The sequence below is a fragment of the Comamonas koreensis genome (genome assembly GCF_014076495.1).
GTDB classification, from domain to species: domain Bacteria; phylum Pseudomonadota; class Gammaproteobacteria; order Burkholderiales; family Burkholderiaceae_C; genus Comamonas; species Comamonas squillarum.
Genome location: NZ_CP043575.1, coordinates 910,524 through 934,353, shown reverse-complemented (window position 1 = coordinate 934,353; position 23,830 = coordinate 910,524). Strand labels below are relative to the sequence as shown.

Below are 23,830 nucleotides of genomic sequence, written 5' to 3'. Positions count from 1 at the left end.
TGGGGGGCAGCGCCTGCAGGAGCCCCAATGCGCTTCCGGGGTTTGTCGGCCGCCGGAATGCATATAGCTATTATTTGTATAGCTAACCAGCCATGTTGGGCAGTCGTCTCCGTGCACCAGGTCTGTCAGCCAAGGCAGTCAATGCCTGTCGGAGGCCTGCGCAAAAGTTGTCGATAAATACCCGAGCGGTGCAGGATTTTTGGCACAGCCGCCCGGGGCTGACACAATTTTGCGCTAGTGCGCACTGCGCTTTGGGCCAGCACCGGGCCATCACAGGCACCAAAACAGCATGTCCGGCGCATCGCACAAGCCCTGGTCAGACCGGACTGCAAATTTGCCGTCCTCCTGCACGCGTTGCGCCGCTTTGTATGACAATAAGCACTTTCCCGAACCCCAAGCGCCCGCAGCCTCGCAGGCGCCAACCCGCAGCAGGAGTGATGGCAATGGCAAAAGTGTTTATCGACGGCGAAGCTGGCACCACCGGTTTGCAGATTCGCGAACGCCTGGTGGATATGCCCGGCGTGGAGTTGGTAAGCATTGCGCCCGAGCTGCGCAAGGACCCAGAGGCCAAACGCGCGCTGATCGCTGGCGTGGACCTGGTCATCCTCTGCCTGCACGACGATGCCGCCAAGGACACCACGGCCATGGTCGATGCCATCGAGCAGGAAACCGGCCGCAGCATCCGCATCATCGATGCCTCCACCGCCCACCGCGTCAACGACCAGTGGGTCTATGGCTTCCCCGAGCTGAGCGCGGGCCAGAAAAGCGCCGTGCAAGCGGCCAAGCGCGTCTCCAACCCCGGCTGCTATGCCACTGGCGCCATCGCCATCCTGCGCCCGCTGATCGATGCTGGCCTGGTCCCTGCCGATGCCGCGCTGGCACTGCCCTCGGTCTCCGGCTACTCGGGCGGCGGCCGCCAGATGATGGAAGCCTATGAGGCCGGCGGTGCCGCACCGTATGAGGCCTACGCGCTGGGCCTGACGCACAAGCACATCCCCGAAATCCTGAAATACACCGGCCTGACCCGCCGCCCGGTGTTCATCCCTGCGGTCGGCAACTTTGCCCAGGGCATGCTGGTGCAGCTGCCGCTGCACCTCGATGAGTTGCCCGGCAAGCCGCTCTTGAGCGATCTGCATGGCGCCCTGGCCGCCCACTACGCCAAGACCAACCAAGACGAACAATGGGTGCAGGTGCTGCCGCCCACCAACGACAACAAGCTGGCCGCCGATACCTTGGCAGGCACCAACAAGCTGGAGATCCGCGTGTTCGGCAACGAGCAGCTGCGCCAGGCCGTGGTCATCGCCCGCCTGGACAACCTGGGCAAGGGCGCCAGCGGCGCTGCGGTGCAAAACCTCAAGCTGATGCTGAACCTGTAAATTCAGCCCTCACCCTCCGCCAGAAAAGCCGCTCGCCAGCGGCTTTTTTCATGCGCGCGGGGTGTGCAACACCATCGACATTGGCCGACACCGCCCCAGGCATTCTCTGCCTAACATGGGTCCAAACTACAGCCATAACACGATGAGACAACGCCCCACACGCCCGCTGCGCCAGCTTGGCGCTGTCTGGCCTTGGGCGCTGCTGCTTTGTGCAGCCGCCCAGGCCCAAAACGCCAACCCCCAACAAGGCGAGCAGATCGCCAACAACGGCCTGCCGCCCAGCGTGGCCTCCTGCGCCAGCTGCCATGGGTCCAAAGGCCAGGGCATGGCTGCCTTCCCGCCACTGGCCGGCCAGGGCGCCAGCTATCTGCGCTCGCAGTTGGATGCCTTTGCCGATGGCGCGCGTGGCAACCCCATCATGGCGCCCATCGCCAAGGGTTTGACGCCGCAACAGCGCGCCGATGTTGCCGCTTACTTTGCCAGTCTGCCATCGGGCATTGCCGCCACGCCGGGCCAGGCCGATGCCAAAGACAAGGGCGCCTGGCTGGTAGAGCGTGGCCGCATGCAAGATGGCATACCTGCCTGCAGCAGCTGCCATGGGCCTGGTGGCGCTGGCGTGGGTGCGCATTTCCCCGCCATTGCCAAGCTCAGCGCCAGCTATATGCAAGAGCAGATTGATGCCTGGAAAAAAGGCAGCCGCCCGCCCGGGCCGCTGGGCCTGATGGAAGGCATTGCCAAAAAGCTCAGCAGCGATGATGTCAACGCCATCGCCCAGTACTACGCCGGCGCCTCGGGCGCCGCCAAGCCTTGAGCGGAGAATCCCATGGATTACCAGCGCCCCAACCATGTGGAAACGCCTGAGGAGCAGGCCCGCGTCCAGCACAGCGAGTGGCAGTACCTCAAGATCTTTGTGGTGGTTGTCGTCGCCATCGTGCTCGTGGCCGCCATCAGCTTTGGCGTGCAGGTGAGCCAGAGCATGGGCGAGCTGGCCCATGAGCGGCCCGCCGCAGCGCCCGCCCAGACCGCGCAAAAAACAGCAGCACCCGCCACCCCCAGCCCCGCACCCGCTACCGCCGCATCGGATGCAGCCCAACCAGCCCCAGCAGCTGCCACCGCCAGCGCAGCCAAAGCGCCAGCTGCTGCCAGCACTACCGCCTTTGCCCCGCCCGCCGCCGATGCGATTCCCGAAGGCCCGATGGGCGATGTGGTCCGCCGGGGCGAGCAGATATTTCTGCACACCAGCACACAGGCCAAGGCCTTTGTCGGCAATACGCTCAACTGCGTCAACTGCCACCTGGATGCAGGGCGCGCCGCCCACTCCGCGCCGCTGTGGGGCGCCTACACGCAATACCCGGCCTACCGCAGCAAGACCAAGAGCGTGGACACCTTCTCCGAACGCCTGCGCGGCTGCTTCATGTACAGCATGAACGGCAAGGCCCCGCCCCATGGCGATGAGGTGTTGGTAGCACTGGAGGCCTATGCCTACTGGATGTCCAAGGGCGCGCCAGTGGGGGAGAAGCTGCCCGGCGCCGGCTACCCCAAGGTGGCCAAACCCGCCCAGGTGCCCGACTATGCGCGCGGCCAGAAGGTGTTCAACGCCCAGTGCGCGCTGTGCCATGGCGATGACGGCCAGGGCCAGCGCAGCGGCGATGTGCAGGTCTTCCCTCCCCTCTGGGGCAAGCATTCGTACAACTGGGGCGCCGGCATGCATGAGGTGGACAAGGCCACCGGCTTTATCAAAGCCAATATGCCGCTGGGCAAAGGCAATACGCTCAGCGACCAGGACGCCTGGGATGTGGCGACCTACATCAACAGCCACGAGCGCCCGCAGGACCCGCGCTTTACCGGCAATATTGCAGATACGCGAAAGCGCTTCCACGACAGCGAGTTCTCGCTCTACGGCCAGACCGTCAACAGCCAGCAACTGGGCCGGGGCACCCCATAAAAAAACTGCCAATGCCGCCCCTGTAGAGGGCATGCGTTGGCAGCTTTGCTATCGGTCCAATCAGGTGCCGGGAGCTATGCCACCAGGCACCTGCCGGTGATCAGCGCTCCACCGTGCGGTTCCAGCGCTTGTTCCACTCGGGGCGGTCGGCGTTGACCACATCCCAGTCCACGGCCACGGCGTTCTTCAAGATGGCGTTCATCTTGTTCTGCTCTTCGGCTGGCTTGCCTTGCAGCTTGGTCTTGGGGTTCACGGGGTTGTAGCTGCCGTTTTCCATCGCCAGCGCCTGGGCTTCCGGGCTCACCAGGTACTCCACCAGCTTTTGCGCCAGCTCGGACTCGGGGTTGTTGTTAAGCACGCACATGGCGGTCATCAGCACGACCGCGCCTTCCTTGGGCGCCACATATTCCATCGGGATGCCCTTGGACTTCATCAGCTCGGCCTGCGTCAGGGTGTAGGGGAAGATGGCGGCATCACCGGCCTGCATCATCTCCACCACCTTGGACGAGTTGGGGATGTACTCCACCACATTCGGGCCAATGGTCGTCGGCCAGGCCTTGAAGGCCGGGTCCACGTTCTTTTCGTTGCCGCCCTTGAGGCGGTTGAACATCAGGAAGGCATGCAGGCCAAACGACGATGCCGGCATCGACTGCACCACCACCTTGCCCTTGAGCTTGGGGTCGGCCAGGTCGTTCCAGGAAGTGGGTGCTGCCCAACCCTTTTCGGCAAACATCTTGGTGTTGTAGGCCAGGCCGGTCAGGCCCATCGACAGGCCGATCGCGCTGTCCTTGATCTTGGCGATGTCCGGGATCTCGCTGTAGCCGGCAGCGGGCTTGAGCTTTTCGCACAGGCCCATGCTGATGGCGCGGTACATCACGCCGTCATCCAGGGTCATGACCTGCATCTGGGCCTTGTCCTTGGAGGCCTGGGCCTTGGCCAGGATATCGGTCGAGGTGCCCGGCACCACCACCACCTTGACGTTGTTGGCCTTCTCGAACGCGGGGAACACGAACTGCGAGTAGGTGCGCTCCATGTTGCCGCCATTCATGCCGATGTAGATGGTTTTGGTCTGTGCCTGCACCGCGCTGGCCGCAGCCACCACAGAGGCCATCAGGGCGATGGCGCGCACAGGAGTTTTGAGGGTCGTCGTCCAAGAAGACATGTGGATTCCTTTCAGGTTGAACATGCGGGGTCGGTAAATCGGTCTATACGGAAAGCATCGATCGGCGTGCTGCTGCGGCCCTGGGCAATCAGCTCGGCCATCACATCGCCCACGCCCGGTCCGAGCTGGAAGCCCCCGCCGGCAAAGCCAAAGGCATGGTAGAGACCGGCCTGGCGGCTGCTGGCGCTGATGATGGGCTCGTGGTCGGGCAAGGCGCCTTCGTTGCCGCTCCAGGTGCGGATCAGCTGGGCGTTCTTCAACTGGGGAAGCAGCTCCACCAGCTGCGGCAGCTGCGCCCAGACGGTGGTGTGGCGGTTGCGCGCACGGGTGTCGTCCAGCACCAGGCCGGGCCCGCCGCCAAACACCACATTGCCCCGGCGCACCTGGCGGCAGTAGATGCTGCCGCCCTCCACGCCCAGGCTCCAGTGCAAAAAGAAGGGCAAGGGCTCGGTCACGCCCATGGCCGGCGGCCGGATGCGCATGGGCACCGGCTCGCCGCACTGCTCGGCAAACTGCCCGGCCCAGGCGCCTGCGGCGTTGACCACCACATTCGCGCGGATCTCCATCTCGGGCGTGCGCACCACAAAGCGCTGGCCATTGTGCGCCACATCCAGCACGGGGCTGTGCTCGAACACCTGGGCGCCGGCCCGCGCGGCCGCCGTGGCAAAGGCCGGCGACAGCAGGCGCGGATTGGCCTGGCCATCGTCTGGGCAGAAGGAACCACCCACCACCTTGGCGCCGCCTACCGGAAAGCGCTTGTGCAGCTCCGCGCCATCGAGCAGCTGCAGGTCCAGCCCACAGTCGCGCGTCTTCTCGGCATAGCGCACTAACGATTCCATATCCGCCTGCGAGCGGGCAATCTTGAAGTGGCCCGAGCGCTCGTACTCGGCCTCGGTGCCAATCAACTCGGTCAGGCGCCCCCAGTGCTGATGAGAGCGTTGCGACAGCGGCAGCATCGCCAGCGACCGCCCCTGGCGGCGCACACCACCAAAGTTGACGCCGCTGGAGCGCGAGCCGCAGAGATCGCGCTCGACCACCACCACCTGGATGCCGCGTTTGCGCAAAAACAGCGCCGTGCTCGCGCCCATGATGCCGCCACCAATCACCACCACCTCGGTGGCCAGTTGCTTAACCATGGCTGGCCTCCTGGTCCGTGCTGACCACGGTCATGTCCAGCGGCAGGGGCTTGATCGGCGCCTGGCCCCGGATGCGGCCTATCTGCGCCACCGGCACCTTCAAGGTGTCGGCCAGGATCTCGGTCGCGGCCACACCGCACATGCGGCCCTGGCAGCGGCCCATGCCAACCCGGCACAGCGCCTTGATGCGGTTGATATCGCCCTGCGGCTGGGTGGCAGCGGTAGCGCGCAGCTCAGCCGCCGTGATGTTTTCGCAGCGGCAGACCACCAGCGCATCGGGCGCACGCGCCGCCCAGTCGTCGGGAAAGGGAAACGCCACCTCCAGCGCCTGGCGGAACTGCTGCGTCTTGTCCAGCTGCTGGCGCAGCTTGGCCTGGCGCGCTGCATCGGTTGCAATGCCCCGGTCCTGCAGCAAAGCCAGTGCGGCCAGCTCGCCCGACATCTCGGCCGCGTCAGCCCCCATGATGCCGGCGCCATCGCCCGCCAAATAGACGCCGGGCACGCTGCTGCGCCGGTCGGCATCGATCTGCGGCACATAACAGCGGTGCAAGGGGGCAAAGGCGAACTCGCAGCCCAGCAGATCGGCCAGCTGCGTCTCGGGCCGCAGCGCATAGCCCAGGCCGATGGCGCTGCAGGCGGTGTGCTGTTCGGCGCCCTGTGCATCCTTCCACACGAGGGCCTGCACGCGGTCTGCGCCTTCGGCGCGCAGCAGCTGCACGCCATGGTGCACCGGCACATCGTGGAACATCAGCCAGCTCAAAAAATACACGCCCTTGGCCGCCACCGCCGGCTGGGCCAGCATGGCGGGTGCCGCCTTGTAGCGCTGCACCGCCGGGGCCGTATCCAGCACTGCCAGCACCCGACCACCGGCCTTGGCGTACTGGTAGGCCACCAGATACAGCAAGGGGCCGGTGCCGGCAAACACCACCGCGTCACCAATCGCACAGCCCTGGTACTTCAAGGCCACCTGGGCGCCGCCCAAGGTGTAGACACCCGGCAGGGTCCAGCCGGGCAAAGGCAGCACCCGGTCGGTGGCGCCGGTGGCGACGATCAGATCGCGCCAGCGCAGGGTATTGGCAGTGCGCTGCGCCGTGTGCAGCAGGTCCAGGCTGTGGCCCTGGGCGTTCCAGACGAGCGTGTCAGGCCGGTAGTCCAGCTGCGGGCGCAGGCGGTCAAAGGTCTGGTGCAGGTCGCTGGCGCGGCCGGCCTCAAAGCCATACAGATCCTTGGGCGTGCGGCCAAAGCCATCGGGCTGGCGGCGGTAGATCTGGCCTCCGGCCTGGGGTGCCTCGTCAATGACCACCGGGCGCAGGCCATGGGCCAGCAGGGTTTGCGCGGCGCGGATGCCGGCGGGCCCGGCACCCACGATGACGGGCGGGCCGTCGGCGGGCCGGGGATCGTCCAGGTAGAAATCGCTGCCGATCATGGTTGCACCTGGCTGGCATTCGTGGCGGTAGCCTGGGCCACGGCCTCTGTCGTGGTACAGATCTGCATGCCCGCCTGCAGCAAGGTCGAGCAGGCGCGCAGCTTGCGGCCAGCCTGCTCACCACCCAGCGTGACCCAGCAGTCCTGGCAGGCGCCCATCATGCAAAAGCCCGCGCGCGGGGTGTGGGCAAACTCATGGCTGCGCAGCTGGGCCGACTGGGTCAGCACGGCAGTCAGCACCGTGTCGCCCTGCAGCGCCCGGGCCGGCTGGCCGTTGAGCACGAAGTGCAGCGGCGCGCGGCCCTGCTCCTTGAGGCGCACCAGCTGGCCGGCCGGCAAAAGGGGAGTAGCGTGTGCCATCAGTGCTTGCCGATCAGGATGCGGTCCAGGCCATAGACCTTGTCGAGCAAGAGCATCAGCCCCAGCGTGATGAAAACGATCAGCGCCGACACTGCTGCCATCATCGGGTCCAGCGACTCGGTGGCATACATGTACATGCGCACCGGCAAGGTCACCGTGCTGGGCGAGACCACAAAGATCGACATGGTCAGCTCGTCAAAGCTGTTGATGAAGGCCAGCAGCCAGCCGCCGGTGATGCCGGGCAGAATCATCGGCAAGGTGATGCGCTGGAACACCTTGGCATTGCTCGCGCCCAGCGAGTAGGCGGCCTGCTCGGCGCTGCGGTCAAAGCCAATCAGCGCGGCCATCACCAGGCGCATGGTGTAGGGCATCACCACCAGCGCATGGGCAAAGATCAGCCAGCCAAAGCTGCCCTGGCCACCCACCAGCGAGAACATGCGCAGCATCGCCACACCCAGCACCAGGTGAGGAATGATCAGCGGCGACAGGAACAGCGCCTGCAGCGCGCCACGGCCGGGGATCTCATAGCGCACCAGCGCAATGGCAGCGGGCACGGCCAGCGCCGTCGAGATGGAGGCAGCCGCCACCGCCAGGCCCAGGCTGTTCCAGAACGACTGGACAAAGTCGGCATGGTGCAGCACCTGCTCAAACCAGCGCAGCGAGAAGCTGGTGGTCGGCAAGGTCAGGGTCTCGGCCGGGGTGAAGGCCACCAGGCAGACGATCACCAGCGGCGCCAGCATGAAGATGATGACCAGCGCGTTGAAGATAAGGGCAATGGGTCCGTTTTTTTGCATGTCAGTTACCTCGCCTCTCAGCCCAGGGTCTTCTTGTAGCGGCCTTCAACCATGCGGTTCCAGCCCAGCATGATCACCAGGTTGGCGGCCAGCAGCACAAAGGCGATGGCTGCGCCCAGCGGCCAGTTCAGCTCGTGCAGGTACTCGTCATAGATCAGAGTGGCCACCATCTTGACCCGGCGCCCGCCCAGCAGGCCCGGAATCGCAAACGAGCTGGCAGCCAGGCCAAACACGATCAGGCTGCCCGAGAGAATGCCGGGCAGCACCTGCGGAAACACCACGCGGCGCAAGGTGGTGAAGTGCGAGGCACCCAGCGACAGCGAGGCGCTCTCGACCGAAGGATCGAGCTTTTGCAGCGAGGTCCAGACGGGGATCACCATGAAGGGCAGCATCACATGCACCAGTGCAATGACGATGGCCGTCTCGTTGTAGAGCAGCTTGACCGGGCCGATGCCCACCAGGCGGAAGATGTCATTGATCAGCCCTTCTGGGCCCAGCAGCATGCTCCAGCCAAAGGCCCGCACCACCACCGAAATCAGCAGCGGCGCCAGGATGATCAGCAAGAAGATGGAGCGCCAGGGCGCGCGCATCTTGCTCAGGATGTAGGCCTCGGGCGCGCCGATGGCGATGCAGATCAGGGTGACCAGGCCCGAGATCCACAAGGTACGCCAGAAGATCTCGTAGTAGTAGCTGTCGGTGACGATGTGCACATAGTGCTCAAACGTGAAGCTGCCCGCGACCGGGCCGGTGTCCACGTGGTAGGCATTGAAGGACAGGATGGTGGTCAGCAGCAGCGGCACGGCCAGCATCACCGCAAACAGCAGCAGCGCCGGAGCGCTCATGGCCCAGGGGGCCCAGGTGCGGCGCTCGCTCATGCGGCCACCCCGTCACCAGCGATCAGGCGCACATTGCGATCGGACCAGTCGATACCCACCTGGCTGCCCACCTGGTGGGGCGCGTCGCCATCGTTGGCTGCCGTCACGGTGATGCTGCCCAGCGGGCATTCCACGGTGTAGAGCCACAGGTTGCCCAGGAAGAAGCGCTCGCGCACGGTACCCTGGGTGCGGCCGGGCAACGAGGCCGACAGCTGGATTTTCTCGGGGCGCAGGCCCAGCAACAAACGCGTGCCGTGGCTGGCCGCAGCGGCGGGCACATCCTGCACCGCCATCTGCACATCGCCCACATGCGCCAGCCACTGGCCGCCCTGGGCATGCACGGTGGCCTGCAGCAGGTTGGCCTTGCCGACAAAGGTGGAGATAAAGGCGTTGTGCGGGTGCTCGTACACCGTGTGCGGCGTGTCCACCTGGGTGATGCGGCCGGCCTCCATCACCACGACGCGGTCACTGATCGACATCGCCTCGCTTTGGTCATGCGTGACCATGATGGTGGTCGTGCCCACCTTGCGCTGAATCTCGCGCAGCTCGAACTGCATCTCCTCGCGCAACTTGGCATCGAGGTTGGACAGCGGCTCATCGAGCAGCAGCACCGGTGGCTTGATGACGAGCGCCCGGGCCAGGGCCACGCGCTGGCGCTGGCCGCCCGAGAGTTCACGCGGGTAGCGGTCGGCATAGGGCCCCAGGTGCACCAGGGCCAGCGCTTCGCTGGCGCGCTCGCTGCGCTCGGGCTGCGCCACCTTGCGCATCTCCAGGCCAAACTCGACGTTCTCACGCACGGTCATGTGCGGGAACAGCGCATAGGTCTGGAACACGATGCCCAGGCCGCGCTCATTGGCCTTGGCGCGCGTGATGTCCTTGCCGTCGAGCTCAATACGGCCTTCGGTCACATCCACAAAGCCGGCAATCATCTGCAAGCTCGTGGTCTTGCCGCAGCCCGAGGGGCCGAGCAAGGAGACGAACTCGCCCTTTTGCACATCCAGGTTGAACTGGCTGACCACCCAGTTGGGGCCGTACTGTTTGGAGACGTTGTGGAGACGCAGAAAACTCATGGAAATCACCTCGGTGGCACGTGGTTGCGGGGCCCGTCAGCCATGTCGCACGGATGAACGACATTTGCAACTATTTATCTATTTTCGGAATGTGGTTTGAATCCATACACGGTGTAAACACTGATAATGGAAGATAAATTTGATTTATTCCGATAAATGGAATAAAAATCAGATCCACCGAATTTTTATTCCGGAAAACCATGAGCACCGACACCTCTGAGGACAACAGCCACCAGCGCGGCACCCTGCACCGCAGCTTTTTGGTGATGCGCGCGCTGGCCGCGCACCAGACCGAAGGCGTGCGCGTGACCCATCTGGCCAAGGAAATCGGCCTGACCCAGGCCACCACGCACCGGCTGCTGCAGGGCCTGATCCAGGAGGGCATGGTGGAGCAGGACCAGGTGCACAAGCTCTACCGGCTGAGCCTGGATTTGTTCTCGCTGGCCGCCCAGGCCGGCGCGGTGAGCGACCTGCGCAGCCTGGCGCGCCCGGTGCTGCTGCGCCTGTGCGCCAGCCTCAATGACACGGTGATCCTGATGGTGCGCTCGGGCTTTGACGCGGTCTGCCTGGACCGCATCGAAGGCCAGTTCCCGATCCGCACCTTCACCGGCGATATCGGCGGGCGCGTGGCGCTGGGTGTGGGCCAGGGCTCGCTGGTCATCCTGGCCAACCTGCCCGAGGCCGAGCGCGAGGAGGTGCTGCGCTTCAACCTGCCGCGCATGCAGCACTACAACGTCTATGACGAGGTCTACATGCGCACCGAGATCGACAAGGCGCACCGCCAGGGCTATACCGCCAAGAACTCCGGCCTGCTCGAAGGCATGGCCGGCCTGGCCGTGCCGGTGTTTGACCGGGGTGGCCAGGTGGTCGCCGCCCTGTCGATCGGCACCCACACCGCGCGCCTGAGCGACGAGCGCCTGCCCATCGTGCGCGACATGCTGCTGCGCGAAGCCAAAACGCTGAGCGCCCAGATCAACCCCTTTGACCCGACCTTGCGCCACCCGATGCATGCGATCTCCACCGGGGACCGCACCCGCTCGATGTAAGCGGCGCCAGCCTCTACCCCCTTTTCTCCCGCCCTCTCACCCTTTCAGCGCTACTGACCCCCGCCATGGCCTCCAGCACCCCTTTGCACCTCATCATCAAAAGCGGCGGCAGCGCTGCGATCCCGGAATGGACGGCCCTGTTTGCCGAATTTGCACCCCATGTGGTCGTGCATGACTGGAACAGGCCGCCGGCTGACCGCAGCCTGGTGGATTTTGCGATGGTCTGGGAGCCAGAGACCGGCGCGCTGGCCCGCTATCCGCAGCTCAAGGCCATCTTCAGCTCGGCCGCTGGCGTGGACCATATCCTGGCCGATAGCGAACTGCCGCCAGCGCTGCCCATCGTGCGCATGGTCACGGGCGAGTCGCAGCAGCGCATGGCCGAGTTCTGCCTGATGGCCACCTTGATGCTGCAAAAGAACATGCCGCGCGCGCTGGCCCAGCACCGCCAGCAGCAGTGGATCGAATTCAACCCGCCCCATGTGGCCAGCGAGCTGCGCGTGGGCATCCTGGGCCTGGGCACCTTGGGGGCTGCTGCCGCGCAGATGCTGCGCGCCGTGGGCTACCCGGTGCAGGGCTGGTCGCAAACGCGCAAGCAGATCGAGGGCGTGACCAGCTACTGCGGCCAGGACGAGCTGGCCGCCTTTTTGCGCAGCAGCCAGGTGCTCATCTGCCTGCTGCCCGATACGCCTGCAACCCGGGGCATTCTCAATGCCCAGCTGTTTGCCCAGCTTCCCGCTGGCGCCCAGCTGGTCAATGCCGGCCGGGGCACGCAGCTCCACAGCGCCGACCTGGTGGCCGCGCTCGACAGCGGCCAGTTGGGCGGTGCGCTGCTGGATGTGACCGAGCCGGAGCCCTTGCCGGCCGACTCGCCGCTGTGGACGCACCCGCGCGTCATCCTCACGCCCCACATCGCCGCCAGCGCCAGCCGCCGCGCCAAGGCGCGCCAGGTGGCCTTGTCGATGGCGCAGTGGCAGGCCGGGCAGGCGCTGGACAACTGCTTTGACCGGGTGCGCGGCTACTGATCAACCCGGGTAAATGGGGCCGGCCAGGCAGCTGAAAGCCGGGCTGCTGCCAGGCCGCTACTGGCGCCATATCCGAGTGTTTTGCGATGCCAAGCCCTTGGCCCCATCAGGGCCGCCCAATAGCCGCTAGGATGCGAGCCGCCCTCGTCTGCATCCCCTCCTCTCCATGTCCACCCCTTCCCCTGTGCCCAGCCAGCGCGCGACGCTGATTGGGCTTTCTGCCGTGCTCTGCTGGTCTGCACTGGTGAGCCTGTTCCGCAGCGTTGCCGAACACCTGGGGGCGATAGGCGGGGCCGCCTGCGTGTTCTCGCTCAGCGCCTTCTTGGTGACCTGGCGCTTTGGCCTACCGCGCGCCGCGCAGCTCAAGGCCATGCACCCGGCCTATGTGCTGGGCTGCGGCCTGCTGTTTGTGCTCAATGAAATTGCCTTCTCGCTGTCCCTGGGCTGGGCCAGCCACCGGGGCCAGACGCTGGAGCTGGGCATGATCAACTACCTCTGGCCCAGCCTGACCTTGGTGATGGCCACGGTGCTGGGGCTGCAGCGCTTTCGCGCCGGCCTGGTGCCGGGGGTGCTGCTGTCGATGGCCGGCATTGTGCTGGTGGTCAAGGGCGACAACGCGCTGTCGCTGGCCAGCCTCTGGGCCAATGTGCAAAGCAACCCGCTGGCCTATGCGTTGGCGCTGTGCGCGGCCTGCCTCTGGCCCTGCTATTCGGTGGTGTCCAAGCGCTACACCCAGGGCGCCAATGCGCTGCCGGCCTTTCTCTGGGCCGTGGCCGCCGTGCTGTGGATCAAGTACGCACTCAGCCCCGAACCACCGCTGCGCTTTACCCTGCCCGCGCTGCTGCAGCTGGGCCTGCTCAGCGGCTTGACCGCCCTGGGCTACAGCTGCTGGGACCATGGCCTGCGCGCGGGCAACCTCACGGTGATGGCCGTGGGCTCTTACTTCACCCCCGTGCTGTCGGCCCTGGTCGGTACCGTCTGGCTGCAGGTGCAGCCGTCCTGGAGCTTTTGGCAAGGGGTGCTGCTGGTGACGCTGGGATCGTTGGTCTGCTGGTGGTACACCCGCAGCCCCACCTTGGCCGATGGAAAAAAGCTGGCCGGATAAAGGGGTGGCTGCCGCATGCATGCCGGTTTGGTATACACATACAAACACCTAGTCGTCGCCCGCTGGCCAAACGCGCCCGGCGCACTATAGTGGGCGGGTTGCCCGCGTTTTTTCCGAGCTGCCCATGGACTACTCCCGCCCCAACCATATCCCCACTGCCGCCGAGCAAGAGGCCGACAAGCGCCTGGAGCTGCGTGGCCTGATCGCATTTGCCGTGCTCACCGTGGTGGCCACCATTGCTGCCGCACTGGTCTTTGGCAGCCATATCGCCTAAGCGCTAATCGTCCCAAGCCACACTGCGACAACCTGCCGGGCGCCACTGAATGGCAGCCAGGTAGCAGCTCGATGCTGGCTACCAGGCCTGCAGAGCTGTGCTTTTCCGGCTAGGATGCAAGGCTGCTTTTCACAGCTGTCCCTGCACCCAGCCGCGCTCCCATGTCTTCCTCCCCGACGCCCTCTTCCCAGGCCGCTTCGCAACGCGCCACCTTGATTGGCCTGTCGGCCGTGCTGTGCTGGTCCACGTCAGTGGGCCTGTTTCGCAGCGTGGCCGAGCACCTGGGGCCCATTGGCGGGGCGGCAGCGGTGTTTACCTTGGGGGCCTTGCTAGTCACGCTGCGTTTTGGCCGCCCGCGCCTGGCGCAGCTGCGCGCCATGCACCCGGTCTACCTCTGGGGCTGCGGCCTGCTGTTTGTGCTCTACGAGATCGCGCTGTCGCTGTCGCTGGGCTTTGCCAGCAACCGGGGCCAGACGCTGGAGCTGGGCATGATCAACTACCTGTGGCCGAGCCTGACCATTGTGCTGGCCACCGTTTTTGGGCTGCAGCGCTTTCGCGCAGGCCTGGTGCCCGGGGTCTTGCTGGCCATGGCCGGCATCGTGCTGGTGCTCAAGGGCGACAGCGCGCTGTCCATCGCCAGCCTCTGGGCCAATGTGCAAAGCAACCCGCTCGCCTATGGCCTGGCGTTCTCGGCCGCCTGGCTCTGGCCCTGCTACTCGGTCATCGCCAAGCGCTATGCGCATGGCGCCAATGCGCTGCCCACCTTTCTCTGGGGCGTGGGCGCGGTGCTCTGGGTCAAGTACGCGCTCAGCGATGAGCCGGCGCTGCACCTGTCGCTGCCGGCCATCGTGCAGCTGTGCATGCTCAGCGGCCTCACCGCGCTGGGCTACAGCTGCTGGGACCATGGCCTGCGCGCGGGCAACCTCACGGTGATGGCCGTGGGCTCGTACTTCACGCCCGTGCTGTCGGCGCTGGTAGGCACCGTCTGGCTGCAGGTGCAGCCGTCGTGGAGCTTTTGGCAGGGGGTGATGCTGGTGACCGCCGGCTCGCTGATCTGCTGGTGGTGTACCCGCAGCACATAAGCAGCACAGGGCTGACTGCTCAGCCTTTGCGCGCCGCTTCCAGCGCGGCAATGTCAATCTTGGTCATGCCCATCATCGCCTCGAACACGCGCTTGGCCGCAGCGCGGTCGGGGTCGGACATGGCCGCAGTCAGCATGCGGGGCGTGATTTGCCAGGAGATGCCCCAGTGGTCCTTGCACCAGCCACAGGCACTTTCCTGCCCGCCATGGCCAACGATGGCGTTCCACAGGCGGTCGGTCTCGGCCTGGTCGTCCGTGGCGATCTGGAAGGAAAAGGACTCATTGTGCTGAAAATGCGGCCCGCCGTTGAGCCCAATGCAGGCAATGCCCGCCACGTTGAACTCCACCACCAGTACATCGCCCTGCCGGCCATCGGGGTAGTCCCCCGGCGCGCGGTGCACGGCGCCCACAGAGCTGTCCGGAAAAGTCCGGGCATAGAACTGCGCGGCATCGAGCGCATCCCCCTGGTACCAGAGGCATACGGTATTTTTTGCGGTCATCGTCGGTCTCCTGTTTGCACAGACGACTAGCCTAGCGGCTCGCAGCCCGCCTGCAAGTAGGACAGCGCTGCACAGCAAGGACGCCGCCGCACTGCGGGCGACGAGGCCTCAGGCGCCGCTGCGCCTTTTCTCGCGCAGCATGAACAGGTACAGACCCTCGACTTTCTCGCGCGCCCAGGGCGTCTTGCGCAAAAAGCGCAGGCTGGAGTTGATGCTCGGGTCCAGGCAAAAACAACGCACCGGGATGCGCTCACCCAGCTCTTCCCAGCCAAAGTACGCGACCAGCTCGTTCAGGATGTGCTCCAGGGTCAGGCCATGGAGGGGGTTGTTGGGCTGTTCGGCGGTGCTCATGGCCGCCATTGTCGCCCAGCCGGGGCACGGGCCGCGTGGCTGGGGCTTTGCGGGCCGCACATCTGCGCAGCCCGGCGGGGCACTCTTCAGCCGCTAATCGTCATCTCCGCCGCGCAGCACCTGGCGCACCACATCCCCACCAAACCCCCGGCTGGCCAGAAAGCGCATCTGCTTGGCCCGCTCCTGCGGGCTCTCGGGCGGCGCGCCAAAACGGCGTTGCCAGACCTCGCGGGCGCGCTGCAGCTCGGTGCTGCGCAGGCGCTCGCGGGCATCGGCGATCAGCAGGGCATCCACGCCTTTGTGGCGCAGCTCCTGCAGCACGCGGCTGGCGCCATAGCGGGCGGCCTTGGTGTGGATCACGCTGTCGACCACGCGCTGGGCGCTGATGAAGCCCTTGGCTTCGAGCTCGTCGAGGATGGCTGCCAGGTCCTCGCCCTCTTGCACATGGGGGCCGAGCTTGGCCAGCAGCTCGGCACGCGAATGCTCGCGCTGCGCCAGATAGCGCAGCGCCCGGCCCTTGAGGGAGAGTTTGCTGAAAGACATCGGTTCAAATTGCTATAAAACAAATAGCTGCTTGCGCACAGGTTCTGTGCACAAGCAGCTATTCTCAGCGCTGTGGCTAGGCGGCTATCAGCCTTCGGTGCCGGTCGCTACCGGGCCGTCCACCACGCCGTCTTCGGCGGGGCGCAGGCTGATGTTCAGGCTCTCGCGCACCTTGTTCTCGATCTCGATGGCGAGGTCGGAGTTCTCACGCAAGAACTCGCGCGAGTTGTCACGGCCCTGGCCGATCTTCTCGCCGTTGTAGGCGTACCAGGCACCGCTTTTCTCGATAATGCGGGCATTGACGCCCATGTCCAGAATTTCGCCTTCGCGCGAGATGCCTTCGCCAAACAGAATGTCGAACTCGGCCGTCTTGAACGGGGGCGATACCTTGTTCTTGACCACCTTGACCTTGGTTTCGTTGCCGATGGCCTCGTCACCACGCTTGATGGTGCCGGTGCGGCGGATATCGAGGCGCACCGAGGCGTAGAACTTCAGTGCATTACCGCCGGTGGTGGTCTCGGGGCTGCCGAACATCACGCCGATCTTCATGCGGATCTGGTTGATGAAGATGACCATGCAGTTGGTCTTCTTGATCGTGGCGGTGAGCTTGCGCAGTGCCTGGCTCATCAGGCGGGCCTGCAGACCGGGCAGCTGGTCACCCATTTCGCCTTCGATTTCCGCCTTGGGGGTCAGGGCCGCGACCGAGTCGACAACGATCAGGTCCACCGCGCCGGAGCGCACCAGGCTGTCCACAATCTCCAGCGCCTGCTCACCGGTGTCGGGCTGGCTGATCAGGATATCGCCCAGGTTCACGCCCAGCTTTTGGGCATAGCTGGTGTCCAGCGCATGCTCGGCATCGATGAAGGCGCAGGTGCCGCCCAGCTTTTGCATCTCGGCAATCACCTGCAGGGTCAAGGTGGTCTTGCCCGAGGATTCAGGGCCGTAGATCTCGATGACCCGGCCGCGTGGCAGGCCGCCAACGCCCAGCGCAATGTCCAGACCCAGCGAGCCGGTCGACACCACCTGGATGTCCGACACCGCTTCGCCTTCGCCCAGCTTCATGATGGTGCCCTTGCCGAACTGCTTTTCGATCTGGGCCAGGGCGGCGGCCAGGGCCTTGGCTTTTTCGCTGTTGGCTTCGGGTTTGGTGGCGGGTGCGTTCATGGATTTCTCCTTGCGTTTGATGGTCATGTCGTCGATCTGGAGATCCAGCTGTTTGCATATACAGCCTGGATGCTTGAACAGTAGTTTATGGGATGGGTATATTTTATAGAAGCATTTTTTTAGTCAGTTTAGTTGACTATATGCACAATAGCGACTTCGCCCTTTTTCAGCCTTTTTAGGCTGCTCGCCATGCCCATTCTTCTGCCCCATTTGCCCGATGACAGCTGGCGCCTGACCCATATGGGCCGCCTGCTGGGCCACGCGATGCGCCGTTTTGATGCCCGTGTGCTGCAGTTGATGGCCCAGGACGAGGCCGTGCCGCTGGCGCTGTCGCACCTGGCCGAGCGCGACCAGGTGAGCGCCGCCCATGTCCACATCACCCGCCACCTGTCGCTGGCCGGCGACCGCCTGGTGGACCTGGCGGCGCGCGCGGGCATGAGCAAGCAGGCCATGGCCCAGCTGGTGGACCAGTGCGAAGCCTGGAACCTGGTGACCCGCGAGCGCGACCCGCGCGATGCCCGCGCCCGCATCGTGCGTTTTACCGAGACCGGCCTGCTGTGGCTGCAGGCGTTTGAGCGGGCCGTCACCCAGGCGGAGGCGGAGTTCCGCGCCGAGGTCGGCGAGCAGGTCGCCACCGTGGTACAGCTGGGGCTGGAGGTCTATGGGGCCGACAGCTGAGCGGTTGCGCTTTGCCGCGTTCAGCGGCGCTTGCGCTCGAATTTGTAGAACAGGTTGGGCTCGGAGACGATGTAGATGTTGCCGCTGTGGTCCATCGCCAGGCCTTCGGGCTGCGGCACCCGCTCGGCCAGCCCCGCCATATCGGCCCACAGCGGCATCACGCTGAGCAGGTCACCGGCTCGGCTGTATTCGTACAGCACCGACGATTCCTCCCCCAGCAGCAGCAGGTTGCCGCTGCGCGGATCGACCTCGATGGCGGCCAGATCGGTGCTGGGCATGTCGTCCACCGCCGGCACCTCCCAGGTCGAGACTTTCATATCGACCAGGCCCGGCTTGAGCTTGGACAGCGGCGCATCCATCACCAGCACCTGCATCGGCCATTTCTCGGTCACGGCCAGCAGCTGCTGGCGCTTGGCATCCCAGCCCAGGCCTTCAAGCGCAAAATTCTTGATGGCGATGTCATTGAGCTGCACATAGGGACTGTGGTCGAGCGATACCTCGGTCACCCCCTTGCCAAACTGCACCCAGTAGATGCGGTTGCTGCGCTCGTCGGCAATCGCAAACCAGTCGCCCTGGATATGGGCGATGCCTTCGGTATCTCTGGCGCCATGCAGCGGCGCCAGCCGCAGCAAGCGGCCATCGGTGCTCAGCTCGGCAATCTGGGGCGGGCGGTTGGTCACCGCAAACAAGGTCTGGGTCTCGGGGTTGAAGGCCAGGCCTGAGAGGTTGTCGGCAATGCCGCTGACCACCTTGGCATCGATGCTGGCCCGGTAGTGCGGCAGGTTGGCAGGCGGTGCCGAGCGCGGTGCAGACTGCAGCGCATCGGTCTGCCCCGGCATGGCAATGACGTGGTGCCACTGCAGGTACAGGGCGGTCAGCACCAGCAGGGCCGTCACCGCGACCAAGCGGCGCTGCCGCTGCGACGCCTGCCATCTGACCTGTACCTTGGACCCTGGTTTCATCACCACCTGCTGCAATCTCCCCCCACCAGCCACAGGCCGGGTGCCCGCGTGTTCTGGTCAAGACGAGGCGCTATCCTACGTGAGGCCTGCCCCGGTTTGATGACGGCCCGGCCGGATTTACGTCTTTGCAACAAAAAAGCAGGAGGCCAGCGCGGCGCACCACGGCCTCGCGGCTCACCCGCTTTGATCTATGCTTAGGTAGCCAGCCAGGCCATGGACTCGCCTAGAATCATTGGCACCATCCACATCACGACGACAACACCGATAGGAGACTGCATGCGAATACTGATTGCCGAAGACGACCAGGTGCTGGCCGATGGCCTGCTGCGCAGTCTCCGCAACTCCGGCGCCGTGGTCGACCATGTCTCCAATGGCACCGAGGCTGATGCCGCCCTGATGGCCAACAATGCTTTTGATCTGCTGATTCTGGACCTGGGCCTGCCGCGCATGCATGGGCTCGAAGTGCTCAAAAAGCTGCGCGCCCGGGGCTCGGCCATTCCGGTGCTGATTCTCACCGCCGCCGAGAGCGTGGACGACCGGGTCCAAGGCCTTGACCTGGGCGCCGATGACTACATGGCCAAACCCTTTGCGCTGTCCGAGCTCGAAGCCCGTGTGCGGGCGCTCACGCGCCGGGGCGTGGGCATGAGCACCAGCCTGATCCAGCATGGGCCGCTGGCCTACGACCAGGCCGGGCGTGTGGCCACGTTCGACGGCCGCATGCTCGAGCTCTCGGCCCGAGAGCTGGGCCTGCTGGAGGTGCTGCTGCAGCGCTCGGGGCGGCTGGTCAGCAAGGACCAGCTGGTCGAGCGCCTGTGCGAATGGGGCGAGGAGGTCAGCACCAATGCGATCGAGGTCTATATCCACCGCCTGCGCAAGAAGATAGAAAAGGGCCCCATCCGCATTGCCACCGTGCGTGGCCTGGGTTATTGCCTGGAGAAGATCCAGCCACCGGCCCCGCACTGACCTCCACCCTCCGGCCACAGCGGGGCGATGGCCGCCCCCGGCCCCATTCACGCAAGGACAGCCTTGGCCCTGTTTCGCAGCGAGCAGCGATCTTTGTTCGGAGAGATCCTTGACTGGATGCTCACGCCGCTGCTGCTTTTGTGGCCCGTATCGCTGGCATTGACCTGGCTGGTGGCCCAGGACCTGGCCAACAAGCCCTTTGACCGCGCGCTCGAATACAACGCCCATGCGCTGGCGCAGCTGGTGGGGGTGCAAGGCGGCAAAACCTATTTCAACCTGCCGCTGCCGGCCAGCGAGATCCTGCGCGCCGACGATGCCGACAAGGTGTACTACCAGGTGACCACCCCGTCGGGCATGTTTCTCGCGGGCGAATCGGCCCTGCCCATGCCCGCCAAGGACCTGGAGCGCAGCGTCGGCATGGTCCAGCTGCGCGATGGCGAGCTGCGCGGCGTGGATGTGCGCATCGCCTGGATCTGGGTGCAGCTGTCGCTGCCCGAGCCCAACCTGGCGCTGATCCAGGTTGCCGAGACGCGCGAGAAGCGCAGCGTGCTGGCCACCGAAATCATCAAGGGCGTCATGCTGCCGCAGTTCGTCATCCTGCCGCTGGCGGTGCTGCTGGTCTGGTTGGCGCTGGCGCGCGGCATCAAGCCCCTGCACCTGCTCGAAGAGCGCATCCGCGCGCGCAAGTCCGAAGACCTCTCGCCGATCCAGCACAAGGATGTGCCGCTCGAAGTGGTGCCACTGGTCGACTCGGTCAATGGCTTGCTAGAGCGCCTCAACGATTCACTGGCCACGCAGAAGCGCTTCCTCGCCGATGCTGCGCACCAGCTCAAAACCCCGCTGGCGGGCCTGCGCATGCAGGCCGAGATGGCCCAGCGCGCCGATGCCAAGGAAGACGACCTCAAGCTGTCCTTGCAGCAGATCGGGCGCTCGAGCATTCGCGCCACGCACACCGTCAACCAGTTGCTGTCGCTGGCGCGCGCCGAAGGGCCCAGCGCGCTGCTGCAGCGCACGCCCTGCAACCTGGCCGAGATTGTGCTCGACGCCATGCATGACGGCATTGACCGGGCCCTGGCCAAGCATATCGACATGGGCTATGACGGCATGCAGGTCGAGGACCGCGAAGTCTGGGTCAACGGCAATGCCACCTTGCTGGGCGAGCTGGTGCGCAACCTGCTGGACAACGCGATCAACTACACACCCTCCAGCGCCAGCGCGCCGGGCGTCATCAATGTTCGCCTGATGGCCGACCCCTTTGGCCATGTGATCGTGCTGCAGGTGGAAAACTCCGGCCCCGGCATTCCCGAAGAAGAGCGCGAGCGTATTTTTCAGCCCTTCTACCGCGTGCTGGGCAGCGAGGTCGATGGCTCGGGTCTGGGCCTGCCCATCGTGCAGGAAATCGCCCGCCAGCATGGCGCCACCGTGGGCCTGGAAGACGCGCACCCGCGCCAGGCCCAGCGCGGCGTGGTGTTCAGCGTGTGCTTTCCAACCACGCTGGCGCCGCAGCCGTCCAGCTGAACGGCCCTGCCATCAGGAGCAGCTGCGCAGCTCCTTGCCGTCCATCACATGCCAGCTCTGCACGCGCTTCTTGGTGGCCGCATCCATCTTGGGCCAGCGCACGGTGTAGCTCACGGCCTCGGGGCGCTCGACCACCACCTTGGCGCCGCTCACGCCTTTTTTGCCCATGGACGCCAGATGGCGCTCGGCCGCCTCTTCGCTGGAGAAGCGCCCCAGCGAGATGCCCGGCTCCAGGCTGGCGATGCGGGCGCGGTCGGTGCTGATGTCGAGCGCGCGCAGCTCGTCGCGGCGCGTGTCCAGCGCCTCCTGGCTGCTGAACTTGCCGACATAGACCATCCAGCGGCCGGCGCTGGTGCTGCTGTCCAGGCGCCAGCTGCCTTCTGGCAGCTTGGCCAGCTGCAGGCGCAGCGCGTCGACCTGCTTGGCGTCAAAGCTGCCGGCCACCAGGCATTCTTTTTTCTCGGGCTTCTCCGGTTTCTCTGCCGGCTTGTCGGCGGGCTTGTCCGTTGTCTTGGCTGCGAGCTTGTCGGCTTCTGCAGCCGTTTTGTCTGCGGTGTCGGTGGCCGGCTCAGCCACCGCAAAGGCAGCGGGATCGGATGCGGAAGCAGGTGCGGGTGCGGCCACCGGGGCTGGCGCCGGGGCGGTCTCTGCCGGCGCCGTGCGGGGCTGCTCCTGGGCCTGCTTGGCTTCCTGCGGCGTCAGAATGCGCAGCGCTTCGGGCTTGACCTGCTGCTGCACCCGCTCGGGCTCGGAGGGGTCTTCCGGGCCCCAGCCCAGGCTGCGCAGCATGCCTTGCGAGAAGGCGTAGTAGCCGGCATTGGCCAGTAGCAGCAGCACGATGGCAAAACGAATCATCTCCGCTCCTGTCTGATAGTTCTCTGATCCTGCGGCGCGCTCAGGCCGCGCCCGCCTGGGGCCGCACGCTGACTTCCGAGCTGGTCACATCGACCACGCCAGCGGCGGTCTGCACGCGCAAGGCGCCATCGGCGGCCACGCCCAGCGCCAGGCCAGCGGTGCCATCGCTCAGACCGACCTCGCGGCCGGCGAGCGCATCGCGCGCCGCATAGGCCGCCTGCAGCGGCGCAAAGCCCTGCTGCGCAAAGGCCTGGATGGCGGCCACCAGCGGCGGCACCACGGCCTGCAGCGCCTGGGGTGCATCCCAGCGGCCGTCCAGCATCTGCAGGCTGCCGGGAATCGTCGACAGGCCCTCGGCCAGCGGGGCCCGCACATTGATGCCGATGCCGATCACCACATAGCGCTCGGTCTGCTGCTGGCCATCACCCGCATGCGTGCGGGCCGAGACAAAGCTGGCGGTCTCGACCAGAATGCCGGCGAGCTTGTGGTCGCCGGTCAGCCACAGGTCATTGGGCCATTTGAGGCCAATGGTGGGGGTGCTGGAGCCGGCCTCGGGCAGCTGGGGCTGCAGGCTTTGCGCCACCGACACGCCGACGGCCAGCGACAGGCCCGACCAGTCGGCTGGCGCCAGCGGCAGGCCCAGCGACATCAGCAGCGAATCACCGGCCTCGCTGCGCCAGGGCTTGCCCATGCGCCCGCGCCCTGCCGTCTGCTGCTCGGCCACCAGCAAGATGGGTTCCTGCCGGCCCGCGCGGGCGCGGCGCATCAGCTCGGTATTGGTCGAGTCAATGCTGGGCAGCACCTCGATCGTGAAGCCCGGCAACTGCGGCTCCACCGCCTCCCAGATCGCTTCAGCGGGCCAGCGGATCGGCGTGTTCTGCGCCTCGCTCATGCGCCCGCCTTGGCGGCCTTGGCGCCCTGGGTCTTTTTATCAGCCTTGGCCTTCTTGTCGCTCTTTTTCTTGTCCTTGGCCTTGTCCTTTTCCTTGCTCAAGGCCTTGTGCTTTTCCACTTTGGCAGGCTTGGCGAGCTTCGCCGCATCGGCAGATGCTGCCTTGGCCTTGCGCTTCTTGGGCAGCACCGGCTCGGGCAAATCCGAGGCGGGCACCTTGGGCTTCCAGCCGCGCTTGGGCGCCAGCATCGTGCCCCGGCATTCGGCCGCGCCACAGTGGCAGGCATAGTCGGCCTTGAGCTTGGCGGTGTAGCGCTCTTCGATGATCAGGCCGTAGTCATAACCCAGCTCCTCGCCAGCGCTGATGTTGCGCAGCGCGCTGATGAAGATGCGGTCATCGGCCTCTTCGGCAAAGCAGTTGGGCTCGCAGCTGTGGTTGATCCAGCGAGCCGAGTTGCCGCCATCGCCTCCGTCGATGACGCGGTCGCCATCGATCTGGAAAAAGAAGGTGTGGTTGGGGTGGTCGGGGTCATGCGGGTGGCGGCGCTGGCTTTCTTCGTAGCTGATGACCTTGCCCGCATATTCGACAATGACTTCGCCTTCTGCGATATCCTGCAACGCAAAAACGCCCCTGCCGTGCACGCCCGAACGCCGTACCTGGATACGACGACCTGTTGAAAAATGGGGAACATGGTTCGGCATGGGATTTTTTCTGCTACTTTAAAAATAAGCAC

The 23,830-nt window shown here is 65.5% G+C and carries 26 protein-coding genes; 11 read left to right on the top strand and 15 right to left on the bottom strand.

Features of this window, described 5'->3' with window-relative positions; all coding sequences use genetic code 11:
• Positions 1 to 443: 443 nt before the first annotated feature.
• From argC to F0Q04_RS04285, 3 genes are all read left to right on the top strand, one after another.
• Positions 444 to 1,376, top strand: coding sequence for an N-acetyl-gamma-glutamyl-phosphate reductase (argC, locus tag F0Q04_RS04295; protein WP_182344637.1), 933 nt, complete (start codon positions 444 to 446; stop codon positions 1,374 to 1,376).
• A 142-nt stretch (positions 1,377 to 1,518) separates the two neighbouring features.
• Complete coding sequence (locus F0Q04_RS04290; RefSeq protein ID WP_232539498.1) at positions 1,519 to 2,187, top strand: c-type cytochrome; 669 nt, start codon at positions 1,519 to 1,521, stop codon at positions 2,185 to 2,187.
• A gap of 12 nt (positions 2,188 to 2,199) precedes the next feature.
• A complete protein-coding gene (locus F0Q04_RS04285; RefSeq protein ID WP_232539497.1) occupies positions 2,200 to 3,321 on the top strand; it encodes a c-type cytochrome in 1,122 nt (373 codons plus the stop codon).
• A 100-nt stretch (positions 3,322 to 3,421) separates the two neighbouring features.
• Here the strand turns inward: F0Q04_RS04285 and F0Q04_RS04280 are convergent, their stop codons facing one another.
• From F0Q04_RS04280 to F0Q04_RS04250, 7 genes are read right to left on the bottom strand one after another with little or no spacing between them, the layout of a single operon-like run.
• Positions 3,422 to 4,483 (bottom strand): ABC transporter substrate-binding protein, encoded by a 1,062-nt coding sequence (locus F0Q04_RS04280; protein WP_027010839.1) that lies wholly within the window; start codon positions 4,481 to 4,483, stop codon positions 3,422 to 3,424.
• A gap of 11 nt (positions 4,484 to 4,494) precedes the next feature.
• Entirely contained in the window at positions 4,495 to 5,619 is a 1,125-nt protein-coding gene (locus tag F0Q04_RS04275) for an NAD(P)/FAD-dependent oxidoreductase (protein ID WP_182344633.1), read from the bottom strand.
• Positions 5,612 to 7,045, bottom strand: a complete 1,434-nt coding sequence (locus F0Q04_RS04270) for an NAD(P)/FAD-dependent oxidoreductase (protein WP_116926058.1) — start codon at positions 7,043 to 7,045, stop codon at positions 5,612 to 5,614. The genes F0Q04_RS04275 and F0Q04_RS04270 overlap by 8 nt, the downstream gene beginning before the upstream one ends.
• Positions 7,042 to 7,404 carry a (2Fe-2S)-binding protein gene (locus F0Q04_RS04265; protein ID WP_182344631.1) on the bottom strand — a complete coding sequence of 121 codons (363 nt, stop codon included), beginning with the start codon at positions 7,402 to 7,404 and terminating at the stop codon, positions 7,042 to 7,044. The genes F0Q04_RS04270 and F0Q04_RS04265 overlap by 4 nt, the downstream gene beginning before the upstream one ends.
• On the bottom strand, positions 7,404 to 8,198 hold the full coding sequence (locus F0Q04_RS04260; RefSeq protein ID WP_116926056.1) for an ABC transporter permease: 795 nt from the start codon (positions 8,196 to 8,198) through the stop codon (positions 7,404 to 7,406). Before F0Q04_RS04260 ends, F0Q04_RS04265 begins: the two co-directional genes overlap by 1 nt.
• 17 nt (positions 8,199 to 8,215) lie before the next feature.
• On the bottom strand, positions 8,216 to 9,073 hold the full coding sequence (locus tag F0Q04_RS04255; protein WP_116926055.1) for an ABC transporter permease: 858 nt from the start codon (positions 9,071 to 9,073) through the stop codon (positions 8,216 to 8,218).
• Positions 9,070 to 10,143 (bottom strand): ABC transporter ATP-binding protein, encoded by a 1,074-nt coding sequence (locus tag F0Q04_RS04250; RefSeq protein WP_182344629.1) that lies wholly within the window; start codon positions 10,141 to 10,143, stop codon positions 9,070 to 9,072. Before F0Q04_RS04250 ends, F0Q04_RS04255 begins: the two co-directional genes overlap by 4 nt.
• 200 nt (positions 10,144 to 10,343) lie before the next feature.
• Here F0Q04_RS04250 and F0Q04_RS04245 point away from each other — a divergent pair, with 200 nt between their 5' ends.
• The 5 genes from F0Q04_RS04245 to yddG (F0Q04_RS04225) all read left to right on the top strand — a co-directional run bounded on the left by F0Q04_RS04245 (position 10,344) and on the right by yddG (F0Q04_RS04225) (position 14,672).
• On the top strand, positions 10,344 to 11,189 hold the full coding sequence (locus F0Q04_RS04245) for an IclR family transcriptional regulator (protein ID WP_021026627.1): 846 nt from the start codon (positions 10,344 to 10,346) through the stop codon (positions 11,187 to 11,189).
• 65 nt (positions 11,190 to 11,254) lie between these two features.
• Positions 11,255 to 12,211: a 2-hydroxyacid dehydrogenase gene (locus tag F0Q04_RS04240; protein ID WP_182344627.1), complete on the top strand. Its 957-nt coding sequence runs from the start codon at positions 11,255 to 11,257 to the stop codon at positions 12,209 to 12,211.
• Positions 12,212 to 12,377: 166 nt separating this feature from the next.
• Positions 12,378 to 13,316, top strand: a complete 939-nt coding sequence (yddG, locus tag F0Q04_RS04235; RefSeq protein ID WP_182344625.1) for an aromatic amino acid DMT transporter YddG — start codon at positions 12,378 to 12,380, stop codon at positions 13,314 to 13,316.
• A 124-nt stretch (positions 13,317 to 13,440) separates the two neighbouring features.
• On the top strand, positions 13,441 to 13,590 hold the full coding sequence (locus F0Q04_RS04230) for a hypothetical protein (protein WP_182344623.1): 150 nt from the start codon (positions 13,441 to 13,443) through the stop codon (positions 13,588 to 13,590).
• 161 nt (positions 13,591 to 13,751) lie between these two features.
• Complete coding sequence (gene yddG, locus F0Q04_RS04225) at positions 13,752 to 14,672, top strand: aromatic amino acid DMT transporter YddG (protein ID WP_182344621.1); 921 nt, start codon at positions 13,752 to 13,754, stop codon at positions 14,670 to 14,672.
• Positions 14,673 to 14,691: 19 nt separating this feature from the next.
• Here yddG (F0Q04_RS04225) and F0Q04_RS04220 read toward each other — a convergent pair whose 3' ends face one another.
• The 4 genes from F0Q04_RS04220 to recA all read right to left on the bottom strand — a co-directional run bounded on the left by F0Q04_RS04220 (position 14,692) and on the right by recA (position 17,229).
• Positions 14,692 to 15,171 carry a VOC family protein gene (locus F0Q04_RS04220; protein WP_116926051.1) on the bottom strand — a complete coding sequence of 160 codons (480 nt, stop codon included), beginning with the start codon at positions 15,169 to 15,171 and terminating at the stop codon, positions 14,692 to 14,694.
• A 108-nt stretch (positions 15,172 to 15,279) separates the two neighbouring features.
• Complete coding sequence (locus tag F0Q04_RS04215) at positions 15,280 to 15,531, bottom strand: VF530 family DNA-binding protein (RefSeq protein ID WP_116926050.1); 252 nt, start codon at positions 15,529 to 15,531, stop codon at positions 15,280 to 15,282.
• A gap of 84 nt (positions 15,532 to 15,615) precedes the next feature.
• Positions 15,616 to 16,065 (bottom strand): recombination regulator RecX, encoded by a 450-nt coding sequence (recX, locus tag F0Q04_RS04210; protein ID WP_182344619.1) that lies wholly within the window; start codon positions 16,063 to 16,065, stop codon positions 15,616 to 15,618.
• An 87-nt stretch (positions 16,066 to 16,152) separates the two neighbouring features.
• Positions 16,153 to 17,229 (bottom strand): recombinase RecA, encoded by a 1,077-nt coding sequence (gene recA / locus F0Q04_RS04205; RefSeq protein WP_116926195.1) that lies wholly within the window; start codon positions 17,227 to 17,229, stop codon positions 16,153 to 16,155.
• 189 nt (positions 17,230 to 17,418) lie between these two features.
• Here recA and F0Q04_RS04200 point away from each other — a divergent pair, with 189 nt between their 5' ends.
• The gene (locus F0Q04_RS04200) at positions 17,419 to 17,907 is read left to right on the top strand and encodes a MarR family winged helix-turn-helix transcriptional regulator (RefSeq protein ID WP_182344617.1); all 489 of its coding nucleotides are present in this window, start codon (positions 17,419 to 17,421) and stop codon (positions 17,905 to 17,907) included.
• A 20-nt stretch (positions 17,908 to 17,927) separates the two neighbouring features.
• Here the strand turns inward: F0Q04_RS04200 and F0Q04_RS04195 are convergent, their stop codons facing one another.
• Positions 17,928 to 18,869 carry an SdiA-regulated domain-containing protein gene (locus F0Q04_RS04195; RefSeq protein WP_182344614.1) on the bottom strand — a complete coding sequence of 314 codons (942 nt, stop codon included), beginning with the start codon at positions 18,867 to 18,869 and terminating at the stop codon, positions 17,928 to 17,930.
• A 276-nt stretch (positions 18,870 to 19,145) separates the two neighbouring features.
• Here F0Q04_RS04195 and F0Q04_RS04190 point away from each other — a divergent pair, with 276 nt between their 5' ends.
• Both F0Q04_RS04190 and F0Q04_RS04185 read left to right on the top strand, forming a co-directional pair.
• Positions 19,146 to 19,832: a response regulator transcription factor gene (locus tag F0Q04_RS04190; protein WP_021026639.1), complete on the top strand. Its 687-nt coding sequence runs from the start codon at positions 19,146 to 19,148 to the stop codon at positions 19,830 to 19,832.
• A 63-nt stretch (positions 19,833 to 19,895) separates the two neighbouring features.
• Entirely contained in the window at positions 19,896 to 21,350 is a 1,455-nt protein-coding gene (locus F0Q04_RS04185; protein WP_182344612.1) for a sensor histidine kinase, read from the top strand.
• Positions 21,351 to 21,362: 12 nt separating this feature from the next.
• Here F0Q04_RS04185 and F0Q04_RS04180 read toward each other — a convergent pair whose 3' ends face one another.
• From F0Q04_RS04180 to F0Q04_RS04170, 3 genes are read right to left on the bottom strand one after another with little or no spacing between them, the layout of a single operon-like run.
• Positions 21,363 to 22,205 carry an SPOR domain-containing protein gene (locus F0Q04_RS04180; protein WP_182344610.1) on the bottom strand — a complete coding sequence of 281 codons (843 nt, stop codon included), beginning with the start codon at positions 22,203 to 22,205 and terminating at the stop codon, positions 21,363 to 21,365.
• Between the two features lie 40 nt (positions 22,206 to 22,245).
• Positions 22,246 to 23,097 (bottom strand): biotin--[acetyl-CoA-carboxylase] ligase, encoded by an 852-nt coding sequence (locus tag F0Q04_RS04175; RefSeq protein WP_116926044.1) that lies wholly within the window; start codon positions 23,095 to 23,097, stop codon positions 22,246 to 22,248.
• The gene (locus F0Q04_RS04170) at positions 23,094 to 23,798 is read right to left on the bottom strand and encodes an SET domain-containing protein (protein ID WP_182344608.1); all 705 of its coding nucleotides are present in this window, start codon (positions 23,796 to 23,798) and stop codon (positions 23,094 to 23,096) included. The genes F0Q04_RS04175 and F0Q04_RS04170 overlap by 4 nt, the downstream gene beginning before the upstream one ends.
• Between the last annotated feature and the right edge of the window lie 32 nt (positions 23,799 to 23,830).

What these genes read in the sequence shown, in the direction of transcription:
- argC (WP_182344637.1), top strand. Translation starts at nt 444, where the DNA reads ATGGCAAAAGTGTTTATCGACGGCGAAGCTGGCACCACCGGTTTGCAG.
- F0Q04_RS04290 (WP_232539498.1), top strand. Translation starts at nt 1,519, where the DNA reads ATGAGACAACGCCCCACACGCCCGCTGCGCCAGCTTGGCGCTGTCTGG.
- F0Q04_RS04285 (WP_232539497.1), top strand. Translation starts at nt 2,200, where the DNA reads ATGGATTACCAGCGCCCCAACCATGTGGAAACGCCTGAGGAGCAGGCC.
- F0Q04_RS04280 (WP_027010839.1), bottom strand. Translation starts at nt 4,483, where the DNA reads ATGTCTTCTTGGACGACGACCCTCAAAACTCCTGTGCGCGCCATCGCC.
- F0Q04_RS04275 (WP_182344633.1), bottom strand. Translation starts at nt 5,619, where the DNA reads ATGGTTAAGCAACTGGCCACCGAGGTGGTGGTGATTGGTGGCGGCATC.
- F0Q04_RS04270 (WP_116926058.1), bottom strand. Translation starts at nt 7,045, where the DNA reads ATGATCGGCAGCGATTTCTACCTGGACGATCCCCGGCCCGCCGACGGC.
- F0Q04_RS04265 (WP_182344631.1), bottom strand. Translation starts at nt 7,404, where the DNA reads ATGGCACACGCTACTCCCCTTTTGCCGGCCGGCCAGCTGGTGCGCCTC.
- F0Q04_RS04260 (WP_116926056.1), bottom strand. Translation starts at nt 8,198, where the DNA reads ATGCAAAAAAACGGACCCATTGCCCTTATCTTCAACGCGCTGGTCATC.
- F0Q04_RS04255 (WP_116926055.1), bottom strand. Translation starts at nt 9,073, where the DNA reads ATGAGCGAGCGCCGCACCTGGGCCCCCTGGGCCATGAGCGCTCCGGCG.
- F0Q04_RS04250 (WP_182344629.1), bottom strand. Translation starts at nt 10,143, where the DNA reads ATGAGTTTTCTGCGTCTCCACAACGTCTCCAAACAGTACGGCCCCAAC.
- F0Q04_RS04245 (WP_021026627.1), top strand. Translation starts at nt 10,344, where the DNA reads ATGAGCACCGACACCTCTGAGGACAACAGCCACCAGCGCGGCACCCTG.
- F0Q04_RS04240 (WP_182344627.1), top strand. Translation starts at nt 11,255, where the DNA reads ATGGCCTCCAGCACCCCTTTGCACCTCATCATCAAAAGCGGCGGCAGC.
- yddG (WP_182344625.1), top strand. Translation starts at nt 12,378, where the DNA reads ATGTCCACCCCTTCCCCTGTGCCCAGCCAGCGCGCGACGCTGATTGGG.
- F0Q04_RS04230 (WP_182344623.1), top strand. Translation starts at nt 13,441, where the DNA reads ATGGACTACTCCCGCCCCAACCATATCCCCACTGCCGCCGAGCAAGAG.
- yddG (WP_182344621.1), top strand. Translation starts at nt 13,752, where the DNA reads ATGTCTTCCTCCCCGACGCCCTCTTCCCAGGCCGCTTCGCAACGCGCC.
- F0Q04_RS04220 (WP_116926051.1), bottom strand. Translation starts at nt 15,171, where the DNA reads ATGACCGCAAAAAATACCGTATGCCTCTGGTACCAGGGGGATGCGCTC.
- F0Q04_RS04215 (WP_116926050.1), bottom strand. Translation starts at nt 15,531, where the DNA reads ATGGCGGCCATGAGCACCGCCGAACAGCCCAACAACCCCCTCCATGGC.
- recX (WP_182344619.1), bottom strand. Translation starts at nt 16,065, where the DNA reads ATGTCTTTCAGCAAACTCTCCCTCAAGGGCCGGGCGCTGCGCTATCTG.
- recA (WP_116926195.1), bottom strand. Translation starts at nt 17,229, where the DNA reads ATGAACGCACCCGCCACCAAACCCGAAGCCAACAGCGAAAAAGCCAAG.
- F0Q04_RS04200 (WP_182344617.1), top strand. Translation starts at nt 17,419, where the DNA reads ATGCCCATTCTTCTGCCCCATTTGCCCGATGACAGCTGGCGCCTGACC.
- F0Q04_RS04195 (WP_182344614.1), bottom strand. Translation starts at nt 18,869, where the DNA reads ATGAAACCAGGGTCCAAGGTACAGGTCAGATGGCAGGCGTCGCAGCGG.
- F0Q04_RS04190 (WP_021026639.1), top strand. Translation starts at nt 19,146, where the DNA reads ATGCGAATACTGATTGCCGAAGACGACCAGGTGCTGGCCGATGGCCTG.
- F0Q04_RS04180 (WP_182344610.1), bottom strand. Translation starts at nt 22,205, where the DNA reads ATGATTCGTTTTGCCATCGTGCTGCTGCTACTGGCCAATGCCGGCTAC.
- F0Q04_RS04175 (WP_116926044.1), bottom strand. Translation starts at nt 23,097, where the DNA reads ATGAGCGAGGCGCAGAACACGCCGATCCGCTGGCCCGCTGAAGCGATC.
- F0Q04_RS04170 (WP_182344608.1), bottom strand. Translation starts at nt 23,798, where the DNA reads ATGCCGAACCATGTTCCCCATTTTTCAACAGGTCGTCGTATCCAGGTA.